The 11,691-nt window shown below is 73.4% G+C and carries 5 protein-coding genes; 2 read left to right on the forward strand and 3 right to left on the reverse strand.

The features are described from left to right. Nucleotides 1-111: 111 nt before the first annotated feature. A complete protein-coding gene (locus tag EBO15_RS04600) occupies nt 112-5,025 on the forward strand; it encodes a DNA glycosylase AlkZ-like family protein (protein WP_199744325.1) in 4,914 nt (1,637 codons plus the stop codon). Nucleotides 5,026-5,105: 80 nt separating this feature from the next. On the opposite strand, the gene EBO15_RS04605 is transcribed toward EBO15_RS04600, so the two are convergent. The 3 genes from EBO15_RS04605 to EBO15_RS04615 form a co-directional block, all read right to left on the reverse strand. Then, nucleotides 5,106-5,768, reverse strand: a complete 663-nt coding sequence (locus tag EBO15_RS04605; protein WP_122193027.1) for a hypothetical protein — start codon at nt 5,766-5,768, stop codon at nt 5,106-5,108. 33 nt (nt 5,769-5,801) lie between these two features. Continuing rightward, nucleotides 5,802-8,222 (reverse strand): accessory Sec system translocase SecA2, encoded by a 2,421-nt coding sequence (secA2, locus tag EBO15_RS04610; protein WP_122193028.1) that lies wholly within the window; start codon nt 8,220-8,222, stop codon nt 5,802-5,804. A 434-nt stretch (nt 8,223-8,656) separates the two neighbouring features. Next, the gene (locus EBO15_RS04615) at nt 8,657-9,874 is read right to left on the reverse strand and encodes an ROK family transcriptional regulator (RefSeq protein ID WP_122193029.1); all 1,218 of its coding nucleotides are present in this window, start codon (nt 9,872-9,874) and stop codon (nt 8,657-8,659) included. Between the two features lie 259 nt (nt 9,875-10,133). Between EBO15_RS04615 and EBO15_RS04620 the strand changes: the two genes are divergently transcribed. After that, on the forward strand, nt 10,134-11,423 hold the full coding sequence (locus tag EBO15_RS04620; RefSeq protein ID WP_122193030.1) for an extracellular solute-binding protein: 1,290 nt from the start codon (nt 10,134-10,136) through the stop codon (nt 11,421-11,423). Nucleotides 11,424-11,691: the final 268 nt, after the last annotated feature.

The raw sequence follows: 11,691 nt of genomic DNA on the forward strand, positions 1-11,691 counted from the left end.
GCTCCCGGGGTCGCGCCTGCCACCAGCGTGCACCAAGCAATCACTTGCTTACAATGTGACGCGGACCACCCTCGCGCGGTTCTGTCGGACCCGCGAGGCAGGATGGGACGCATGACCGGACTGCCGCACGACAGCACCGCTGACGTGCTCGAACGCTTCTCCCCGGCGACCCGCGCGTGGTTCGCCGGGGCGTTCGCCGCGCCCACCGCCGCGCAGGCGGGCGCGTGGCGGTCCATCGCGGCGGGCGACCCGACGCTCGTGGTCGCGCCCACGGGCTCCGGCAAGACCCTCGCGGCATTCCTGTGGTCCCTCGACCGGCTGGCCTCCGAGCCTCTCCCCGACGACCCGAAGCACCGCTGCCGCGTGCTGTACGTGTCCCCATTGAAGGCCCTGGCCGTCGACGTCGAGCGCAACCTGCGCGCGCCCCTGACGGGCATCCGCCAGGCGGCGCGCCGCCTCGGCCTCCCCGAGCCGGACGTCCGGGTCGGCATCCGCTCCGGCGACACCCCCGCCGACGAGCGGCGGCGGCTGGCCACCAAACCCCCGGACATCCTCATCACCACGCCCGAGTCACTGTTCCTGCTGCTCACCTCGCAGGCGCGCGAGGCGCTGCGCGGCGTCGAGACCGTCATCGTCGACGAGGTGCACGCGGTGGCGGGCACCAAGCGCGGCGCGCACCTGGCGCTCTCCCTCGAACGGCTCGACGCGCTGCTCGACCGGCCCGCACAGCGCATCGGGCTGTCGGCGACGGTCCGTCCCGCGGCCGAGGTCGCGGCGTTCCTCGGGGGCGCGCGCCCGGCGGCCGTCGTGCAGCCGCCGTCCGAGAAGGTCTTCGACCTCGACGTGGTCGTCCCGGTGGAGGATCTGGGGGAGATCGCCCAGTTCGTGGACGGTTCCGGCGACATCGACCCGCGCCAGCGCAGCATCTGGCCCCACGTCGAGGACCGGCTGCTCGACCTCATCGAGACGCACCGCTCCACGCTGGTCTTCGCCAACTCGCGGCGGCTCGCCGAACGGCTCTGCGGCCGCCTCAACGAACTCGCCTTCGAACGCGCCACGCGCGCGCACGAAGGGCCGGAGGAGCACGACGAGGGCGACGGCCTCCGCCGGATCGGCCCGGACGACATAGAGCGAGCCCTCAGCCTCGGTCAGCCGCCCGGCCCATCGCACGCGCGTGAGGAGAGCGGGGCGGCGCGGAGCGGCGGGGGGATGCCCGCGCAGATGATGGCGCAGGCCGGGGCCGCCAAGGGCGTTCCGGCGGAGATCGCGCGCGCCCACCACGGGTCGGTGTCCAAGGAGGAGCGGGCGGGCATCGAGAACGCCCTGAAGGAGGGACGGCTGCCCGCCGTGGTCGCCACGTCCAGCCTGGAGCTGGGCATCGACATGGGCGCGGTCGACCTGGTCGTCCAGGTGGAGTCTCCGCCGTCGGTGGCCAGCGGCCTGCAGCGGGTCGGGCGCGCGGGGCACCAGGTCGGCGCGGTGTCCAAGGGCGTGATCTTCCCCAAGTACCGGGGCGACCTCGTGCAGACGGCCGTGGTGGCCGAGCGGATGCGCGGCGGCGAGATCGAGGAGCTGCGCTACCCGCGCAACCCCCTCGACGTGCTCGCGCAGCAGATCGTCGCCATGGTCGCCATGGACGAGTGGACCGTCGACGACCTGGATTCCCTGGTCAAACGGGCCGCACCCTACGGCACGCTCCCCCGGGCCGCGCTGGAGGCGACCCTCGACATGCTCGCGGGGCGCTACCCCAGCGACGAGTTCGGCGAGCTCCGCCCCCGCCTGGTGTGGGACCGGGTGACCGGCGTCCTGCGCGACCGTCCGGGAGCGCAGCGCCTCGCCGTGACCAGCGGCGGCACCATCCCCGACCGGGGCCTGTTCGGCGTGTTCCTCGTGGGGGAGAAGTCCTCGCGCGTGGGTGAGCTCGACGAGGAGATGGTCTACGAGTCGCGGGTCGGCGACGTGTTCGTCCTGGGCGCGAGCTCCTGGCGCATCGAGGACATCACCCCCGACCGGGTGCTCGTCTCCCCCGCGCCCGGGCAGCCGGGCAAGCTGCCGTTCTGGCACGGCGACTCGCCGGGCCGTCCGGCCGAGCTGGGCAAGGCGCTGGGCGCGTTCACGCGCGAGCTGGCCTCGCTCCCCGAAGAGCGGGCCCGCGCGCGCGTGAACGATGCCGGGCTGGACGAGTGGGCCGCCGAGAACCTGGTGTCCTACCTGGGCGAACAGCGTGAGGCGACCCGGCACGTCCCGGACGACCGGACGATCGTGGTCGAGCGGTTCCGCGACGAGCTCGGCGACTGGCGCATGGTCGTCCACTCCCCGCTCGGCGCCCGCGTGCACGCGCCCTGGGCGCTCGCCATGGCGGGCCGCCTGCGCGAACGCTACGGCGTGGAGGCGCAGGCCATGCACGCTGACGACGGCATCGTCATCCGCATCCCGGACATGGACGACCCCCCGAGCATGGACCTGTGCGCCTTCGACGCCGACGAGATCGAACGCGTCGTCGTCGACGAGCTGGGCGGATCGGCCCTGTTCGCGGCGCGTTTCCGCGAGTGCGCGGCCCGGTCCCTGCTGCTGCCGCGCCGCCGTCCCGACAAGCGCATGCCGCTCTGGCAACAGCGTCAGCGCGCCGCGCAACTGCTGGGCGTCGCCAGCAAGTATCCATCGTTCCCGATCGTCCTGGAGACGATGCGCGAGTGCCTCCAGGACGTCTTCGACGTTCCGGGGCTCGTCCAGCTCATGCGCGACCTGTCCGGACGCAAGGTCCGCATGGTCGAGGTCGAGACGAACGAGCCGTCGCCCTACGCGCGGTCCCTGCTGTTCCACTATGTGGGCGCGTTCATGTACGAGGGCGATTCGCCGCTGGCGGAGCGCCGCGCCCAGGCCCTCGCGCTCGACACGGCCCTGCTGTCGGAACTGCTGGGCCAGGCCGACCTGCGCGAACTGCTCGATCCCGAGGTCGTCACCGACACCGAGCGCGAGCTGCAACGCCTCGCATCCGAACGCCGCGCGCACGATCTGGAGGGCGTCGCCGACCTGCTGCGCACGCTCGGGCCGCTCACCACGTCCGAGATCGGGCTCCGCCTCACGCACCCGCACGACGCCGCGCCCTACGCCACCCGGCTCGAAGGGGAACGTCGCGTCATCCGCGTCCGGATGGCCGGTGAGGAGCGATGGGCCGCGATCGAGGACGCGGGCCGCCTCCGCGACGCGCTGGGAGTGCCGCTTCCCGTGGGCGTCCCCGAGGCGTTCCTCGAACCCGTGGACGATCCGCTCGGCGACCTGGTGTCCCGGTACGCGCGCACGCACGGGCCGTTCCGCGCCGCCACCGTGGCGGAACGGTTCGGGCTCGGCGCGGCCGTGGCGACCGAGGCCCTGCGCCGGCTCGCCGCGGCCGGACGCGTCATCGAGGGCGAGTTCCTGCCGGTCGAGGCCGTGTCCGGGCCGCTGACCTCCGAGTGGTGCGACAGCGGGGTGCTGCGCACGCTGCGGCGCCGGTCCCTCGCGCGCCTGCGCGCCGAGGTCGAACCGTCCCCGCCCGAGGCGCTCGGCCGGTTCCTGCCCGCCTGGCACGGCATCACGGGCGGCTCGCGCCTGCGCGGACTCGACGCGCTGGTCCAGGCGATCGAGCAGCTCCAGGGGTCGGCCGTCCCGGCGTCGGCGCTGGAGTCGCTGATCCTGCCGTCCCGCGTGCCCGGCTACTCGCCCGCGATGCTGGACGAGCTGACCTCCTCCGGCGAGGTCGTCTGGGCAGGTCAGGGCAGTCTTCCGGGCGGAGACGGCTGGGTCTCGCTGTACCTCGCCGACACCGCGCCGCTGCTCATGCCCGAGCCCGCCGAGATCACCCTCACACCCGTCCACCAGGCGGTGCTCGACCTGCTGGAGGGCGGCGGCGCGCTGTTCTTCCGCATGCTCTCCGACCGGGTGAACCAGCAGGTCAGCGTGAACGACCCCGACCTGGTCACCGCACTCTGGGACCTGGTCTGGGCGGGCCTGCTCACCAACGACACCCTCGCGCCGCTGCGCGCCGCGCTCGGTTCCGGGCGTCCCGCGCACCGCGCGCGCTCGCCCCGGCGGGGCCGCCCGGTCCTGCCGTCCCGGACGGGTCCTCCCACCGTCGCCGGACGCTGGTGGCCGCTCCCCGAACGCGAGACCGCGCCGACACTGCGCTCGCACGCGCTCGCCGAATCCCTGCTCGACCGCTACGGCATCGTCATCCGCGGCGCGGTCGCCGCCGAACGCACACCCGGCGGGTTCTCGGCCGTCTACCCCGTGCTGCGCGCGTTCGAAGACTCCGGACGCTGCCGCCGCGGCTACTTCGTGGAGGGCCTGGGCGCCGCGCAGTTCGCCCTCCCGGGCGCCGTCGACCGCCTGCGCGCCCTCCGCCCGTCGCCTCCGTCCACCCCCGAACCCGCACCCACCCTCTGGGATTCACCGAGCCCGCCCACCCCCGATGAACGAGGAACACCGTCGTCCACAGGCGAACCCTCCGACGAGCGTTGGGGGGCTTCCCCTGATCGTTGGGACGAGCCCGACGCGTCGTCCCCCTACCGGGGCTCGACCGGTCGGGGCGGCCCGACCCGGCATGGACGGCCCGCTTCACAGGGCGGGTCGGTCGCGCCTGCCGCGTCCACGCGCGGGCACGAGACGGGCGAACGCGCGCTCGTGCTGGCCGCGGCGGACCCGGCGAACGTCTACGGCGCGGCACTCCCCTGGCCCGACCGTCCGGACGAGGTCGCGAGCGGCCACAAGCCCGGCCGGAAGGCGGGCGCGCTGGTCGTCCTGATCGGCGGACGGCTCGTCCTGTACGTCGAACGAGGCGGCAAGACCCTCTTGACCTGGGGCGACGACCCGGCGGTCCTGCAACCCGCGGTGGACGCGCTCGCGCTGGCCGTCCGCGAGGGCGTGCTCGGCAAGCTGACCGTCGAGCGCGCCGACGGCGAGTCCATCAACGACTCCCCGCTCGCCGCCGCGCTCGAGGCGGCGGGCTTCCACCCGACCCCCAGAGGCCTCCGCCTCCGCGCCTGACCAGGCGTCCGCCTCGGAGCCGATGGGGTTCTCGTTCCTGGGGCGCCGCTGCTCCAAGGGTTGCGCGTCTGTGTGTGCTTCTAGGTGCTGGTCGGGGAAGGGGGTGTGGTTCGGGAGGTGGTCAGGCGGCGGGTCGTGCGCCAGGTGGGCCAGAGGAGGGACGCCGCGAGGCAGCCGATGGCGAGCGGGGTCAGGAAGGCGAAGCGCAGGCCGATCGAGGCGCGCACGTCCACGTTCGAGGTGCCGTCCAGGCGCAGTACGGCGACGGACCACGCGCCGTGGGTCTTGTTCCAGGTCAGGGTGCGGGGACCGGTGCCGGAGGACGAGGCGACCCAGAACGTCCGGCGCGTGGGGTCCGCGCTCCGCGCGGCTCCGGGGACGCGCCGGAAGTGCGCCCGGAAGGCCTTCAGCTCGGCCGAGACGAAGTCGTCGTAGGCGGTTCCCCGGAGGAACGCCTCGACCTCGTCCTTGGGCCCGATGCCCACGGAGACCGGGACGTCCGGGGCGACGGGGTCGACCTTGACGCGGACGCGGGCCAACTCGCCGATGTCCGGATCGGGGTCGGCGGCGTGCGCGGACGACGAGCCGACGTCGATCGCGTCGGTCTTGAGGGCCGCGGCGGCGGTGGTGAAGCGGTGCCGGGACGTGGAGAAGTAGCCGCCGCCGTCCGCCTGCGCCACGGCGAGGACCCCGGCGGCCGCGCCCGTCAGGAGCAGCAGCGCCGAGAGCGTCCAGGCCGACACCCGGGCGGCCGCGGGTCCGGGTGGGACGGTCGGTCAGGAGCTCCGGCCCTTGAAGAGGGAGATGAGGCCTCGGAGGGTGCGTTCGTCCAGGGAGCCGAAGGGGTTGTCGTGGACGAGGTAGGTCCAGGTGGCGGACGGGCGCTGGAGGCCCGCGCCGGCCAGGTCGAGGGTGCCGTCGGCGGCGACCTTGAGGGTCTCGAAGGCGGCGACGGCGGCGGTGCGGGCGTCGGGGAGGAGGCGCTTGCCCGCCGGGACGGCCTCGCTGTTGAACTCGATGAGCGGGTCGAGGCCGCGGCCGAGGGAGCGCAGGTGGATGCCCTCGCGGACGTCGGTGAGGAAGGCCAGGTGGTCCGACCAGCGGCGGTCCAGGTGGAACAGGAGGAACTGCCGGGCGGCCCGCGCGACCTCCTCGGCGCCGGCGGCCTCGACGAGTTCGGCGTGGCGCGCGGGGGTCCGCTCGGCCATCAGCCGGTCGGCGGCGTCGCCGCGCAGGACGGTGTCGCGCTCGGCGAGGACCTCGGCGCGCTGGAGGCCGATGAGGTGGTTGTAGCGCCAGGTGTTGCGGTGGAGCTCCAGGTCGACGCCCTCGGCGACGCGCTGGGCGTGGCCGACGATCCAGTGCGCCTGCTTGGCGTCGATCAGGCCGTCGTCGCCGGACGGGCCCTTGTACTCCTCGCCGGGGGCGTACCGGGTGACCAGGTCGTCCTGGAGGCTGGTGAAGAACACCGAGGCGCCCGGGTCGCCCTGGCGTCCGGCGCGTCCGCGGAGCTGGTCGTCCAGGCGGCTGCTGTGGTAGCGGCCGGTGCCGATCACCAGGAGGCCGCCCGCCTCGACGACCTCGTCGTGGGTCCCGTCGGAGGGGTCGTCCAGCGGGGCGGTGCCGGGGGTCTTCTCGGCCGGGGGTCCGCCGAGCCGGATGTCGGTGCCGCGCCCGGCGATCTGGGTGGACACCGTGATCGCGCCCGGCGCGCCCGCCCGGGCGATGATCGCGGCCTCCTCGGCGTCGTTCTTGGCGTTCAGCACCACCGGCTCGAACCCGGCGCGGACGAGGCGGCGCGCCAGCCGCTCGGACTCGGCGACATCGCCGGTGCCGACCAGGACGGGCCGTCCCCCGGAGTGCGCGGCCGCGATCTCCTCGACGACCGCGACCTCCTTGTCGGCGGACGTGGCGTACAGCCGGTCCGCCCGGTCGTCGCGGACGCAGGGACGGTTCGGCGGGACGACCGTGATGCCGAGGTCGTAGAACTCGCGCAGCTGCCCGGCGACGGCCATGGCGGTGCCGGTCATGCCGCACCGCACCGGGTACCGGCCGACGAGCTCCTGCACGGTGACCGAGTCGAGGATCTCGCCGCTCGGCGACGCGTCCAGGGCCTCCTTGGCCTCGACGGCCGCCTGGAGGCCGTCCGGCCAGCGCTGGAGGAGCGCGACCCGGCCGCGCGACTCGTTGATCAGCTTCACCGCCCCGTCCCGGACGATGTAGTCGACGTCGCGCTGGAGCAGCACCTCGGCGTGGAGGGCGACGTTCACGGCGGTGAGGACGGCCAGGTTGTCCGCCGCGTACAGGTCGACGCCGCCGAGCGACCGCTCGACCTCGCGCGCGCCCGCCGCCGTCAGCTGGACGCTGCGGGCCTCGGTGTCGGTGCCGTAGTCGCGGCCGGGACGCAGCCGCCGCACCAGGTCGGCGTAGGACGGGTCGGCGCCGGTGGTGTCGGCGGCCCCGGCGAGGACGAGCGGAACCATCGCCTCGTCCACCAGGACCGAGTCGGCCTCGTCGATCAGGGCGACCTCGGGTTCGGGCAGGACCCGGTCGTCCTCCGAGGTCGCGAGGCGGTCGCGGAGCAGGTCGAAGCCGATCTCGCTGACCGGCCCGTAGGTGACGTCGGCGGCGTAGGCGACGCGGCGCTCGTCGGGGGTGGACGTCTGCCCGACCCAGCCCACGGTCACGCCGAGCAGTTCGTAGAGCGGGCCCATCCACTCGGCGTCGCGGCGGGCGAGGTAGTCGTTCACCGACATCACGTGGACGCGGCGCCCGCGCAGGGCGAACCCGGCGGCGGCGATCGCCCCGGCGAGGGTCTTGCCCTCGCCCGTGGCCATCTCGGCGATCTGGCCGCGCAGCAGCGCCAGGGTTCCGACCAGCTGCACGTCGTACGGGCGCTCCCCCAGCGTCCGCCGCGCGGCCTCCCGGCCGAGCGCGCACAGCTCGGCGAGGTCGATGTCCGCGTCCTTCCTGGACGATCCGGCCGCGTCCTTCCTGGACGGCCCGGTCCCGTCCTTCCTGGGCCCCTTGGAAGGGGGAAGGCGGAGGGCCTTGGCGGCGGCGGTCAGCTCGGCGTCGCTGAGCGCGCGGACGCGCGCCTCGCGCTCCCCGGCCTCGGCGGCCACGGCGCGCAGCGGAGCGAGGTCGGCGCTGCCGGGCTTCTGCACCATCCTTCTCAACCGGTCGCGCAGTGCCATGGCATCCCCCCGAGGTCGGTCACGTGTGTCCGGCGGTCCCGTCGCCGGGCCCGTTCCCCATCATGATCCACCCTGGGCCTCCACTGAAGGTCTGACCGGCGTTTCATCCCGTGGGTGGATCCGTTTCGGTCGTCCGGGTGACAGCATTGCCGTACATGGGGTTGCGGTGGCTCTGGGGATGCGGGGTCACTGCGGAACGGGGGTCAGCATGACACCGACGGCACGGTACGCCGCCGCGCAACGACGGCGGCGTCACGTCATCAACCAGGTCATCATCGACCGTGCGCTGCGCGATCCGCGCCGCCTTGAGGAACCTGAGCCACAGCCCGCGAGCAAATAGGAACCCTCCTCCTGCGCAGGCGCCGCCGCACCCCTCCGCGGCGGCGCCTGCTTTCTGCGTTCACGGCGGGAGGAAGGGCGCGCCGGAAGGCGGGTCAGGTGGAGAAGACCTCGTCGCGGGCCTGCTCGAGGGCGGCGTAGAGGGCACCGCGCAGGACCGGGTTGCCGTCGATCTCGGTGACGGTGACGGCGGGACGGGTCGGGCTGAGGCGTCCGACGGCGCGTTCGATGCGCTCGGCGAGGGGACGTCCGCCCGCGCGCCCGAGCTCGCCGGACAGGACGACCAGCCCGGGGTCGAGGACGATGTTGACCGAGGTCACGCCGTAGGAGATGCGGACGGCGAGCTCGTCCAGGAAGTCGCCGCCGCGGGCCTCGTCGGCGGCGGCCGCGCGGACGCACTCGACGGCGGTGGGCTCGGTGATGCCGTGCCGGTGGGCCAGGTCGCGGACGGCGTCCGCGCCGACCAGTGAGCCGTAGCCGCCGGCGAGGGCGGGGATGCCCCAGGACGTCGACTCGGTGACGCCCTCCTCGCCGTCCATGGGGGCGCGGCGGGCGGTGCCGAGGGGCAGCGGGGCGCCGGGGACGGGGAGGTAGCCGATCTCGCCCGCGCCGCCGAAGCGGCCGCGGATCAGGCGTCCGCCGAGCATGACCGACAGGCCGATGCCGCGGTCGAGCCACATGAGGGCGAAGTCCTCGTGCTCGCGGGCGGCGCCGTGGGCGCGTTCGGCGAGGGCGGCGAGGTTCACGTCGTTCTCGATGACGACCGGGCGGCGCAGGTCGTGGCGGAGGGCCGACAGGACGCCCTCGTGCCAGTGCGGGAGGTCGAAGGCGAACTGGACGTCGCCGGTCACGGGGTCGACGACGCCGGGCGTCCCTATCACCAGGACGGTCAGCTTCTTCAGCGCGACCCGGGCGGAGCGGGCGGCCTTCACCACGGCGTTATGGACGGATTTGACCGGATCACCGCCGTTGTTCGGGTCGACGGTAACCTGTGCGGCGACACAGCCGGTGATGTCGGCGACGCCCGCCGTGACCCCCTCCGGCCCGACCGACAGACCCGCGACGTAGGCGGCCCCCGCCACGACCGAGTAGAGGGCGGCGTTCGGCCCGCGTCCGCCCGCCTGCTCCCCGACGACCTCGACGAGTCCGCGCTCCTCCAGCCGGGCCAGCAGCTGTGAGGCGGTGACCTTGGACAACCCGGTGTGCGCGCCGATCTGGGCGCGGGTCAGCGGACCGCGCGCGACCAGCAGGTCCAGGGCGGCCCGGTCGTTCAGCTCGCGCAGCAGGCGCGGCGTCCCGGGGCGGCTCTCCATGCTCGTGTCGTCCCCTCGAAGTCTCAATCCGCTAACGGGCAGTTTTGTTTAGGAAAGTTTCTTGTTAGTTTACGCGCAAGCGTCCCACCGCCCCAGGCGAACGGAGCAGGACGCGAGCGTTGCACCGACTCGCGAGCACCCCCCGCGGCCGGTGCGCGGAACACCGGGCATGGCTGGACCCTAAACGGTCCGGCCCCGGTTTCCCGCATCGCGCCGTGAAGTCCCGCCCGCTGGGGGCGGCCGGAAGAAGGAGAACCCCTTGAAGATCGCGAAAATCACGGCCGTGAGCGCGGCCCTGGCGATCGGGCTGACCGCCTGTGGCGGCGGCGGCGACAAGAAGGACAAGGACTCGGGAGCCGAGCCCGCCAAGCTGACCGCCTGGTTCATGGGCGCGGCCAACAAGGAGGAGGACGGCGTCCTCGCCCAGGCCAAGGCCGACTTCCAGCAGAAGCACCCCAAGACCCAGGTCGAGGTCGTCTACGTCCCCTGGCCGGACGCCACCAAGAAGCTCCAGGACGCCCTGAACACCGGACAGGGCCCGGACGTCGTCGAGATCGGCAACGACCAGGCCGTGACCTGGGCGGGCCAGAGCGCCCTCGCCGACATCACCGACAGCGTCAACAACTGGTCCGAGGGCAAGGACCTGGTCAAGGGCTCCCTGGACCTCGGCCAGCTGGACGGCAAGACCTACGCCGTGCCGTGGTACGCGGGCGTCCGGGTCGTCTGGTACCGCAAGGACCTGTTCCAGAAGGACGGCGTCCAGATCCCCAAGACCTGGGACGAGCTGAAGACCGCCGCCAAGACCATCCAGGACAAGGAGGGCGGCAAGGTCGACGGCATCGCCGCCCCGTCCGACTTCACCAACGGCTTCGCCAGCTTCCTGTTCGGCGCCGGCGGCGACATCGCCGCCAAGGAGAACGGCAAGTGGGTCGGCAAGCTCGACACCCCCGAGGCCAAGAAGGCCGTCGAGTACTACACGGGCCTGGTCAAGGACGGCGTCGCCCCCAAGAAGTACATCGGGGTGAACGAACTGGCCGGTCCGCAGAAGGACTTCGCCAACGGCAGGCTCGGCATGTACATCGACGGCGCCTGGACGCTGCCGCAGATCGAGAAGATCAGCGCCAAGTACACCAAGGACATGGGCGCGTTCACCATCCCGACGCCGACCGGCCAGGTCGGCCCGGCGTTCTCGGGCGGCTCGCACCTGGCGGTCTGGCGTGACTCCAAGGCCAAGAGCGTCGCGTTCGACTACCTGTCCTCGGTGGCCAGCAAGAAGAACGCCAAGGCGTTCGCCGACCAGCTGAAGTTCTTCCCGCAGTTCACCGACCTGCTGAAGGACGACTCCTACGCCAAGGACCCGATCCAGGGCCCGGCCTCCCAGCAGATGGCCAACGTCAAGGGCGCGCCGAAGACCCCGAACTGGACCGAGGCGGACCAGAACAAGAAGATCATCCCCACCCTCCTCAAGGAGGTCATGAACGGGGGCTCGATCGACTCCGCGATCGCCAAGGCGAACAAGGACATGACCGACACGCTCAACCAGAGCTGATCATCGGGCGGCGTCCGGACCGCCCGGCCGGGCACCACCGTCCGGCCGGGCACCACCGGGCGCCGCCCTCCGGGCCGGGGCACACCGCCTCCGGCCCGGGGCCGGACGCGGACCCCGACCGGGACCGCTCCGGCCGCACCCCCGCCGGTGCACCAGCCAGGCGGGCCGGGACCGCTGCCCGGCCCGCCGACAGCGTCCCGGACGCCTCGCCGGCCGGGGCCTCCAGAGAGTCCCCGAGGGATAGGCCAGCCCCATGGCGAACACCGCC

It is taken from the genome of Actinomadura harenae (genome assembly GCF_003696215.1).
GTDB lineage: Bacteria > Actinomycetota > Actinomycetes > Streptosporangiales > Streptosporangiaceae > Spirillospora > Spirillospora harenae.

Excerpts from the sequence above, each read along its gene's own strand:
- EBO15_RS04615 (WP_122193029.1), bottom strand. The coding sequence starts at position 9,874 with ATGGAGAGCCGCCCCGGGACGCCGCGCCTGCTGCGCGAGCTGAACGAC.
- secA2 (WP_122193028.1), bottom strand. The coding sequence starts at position 8,222 with ATGGCACTGCGCGACCGGTTGAGAAGGATGGTGCAGAAGCCCGGCAGC.
- EBO15_RS04600 (WP_199744325.1), top strand. The coding sequence starts at position 112 with ATGACCGGACTGCCGCACGACAGCACCGCTGACGTGCTCGAACGCTTC.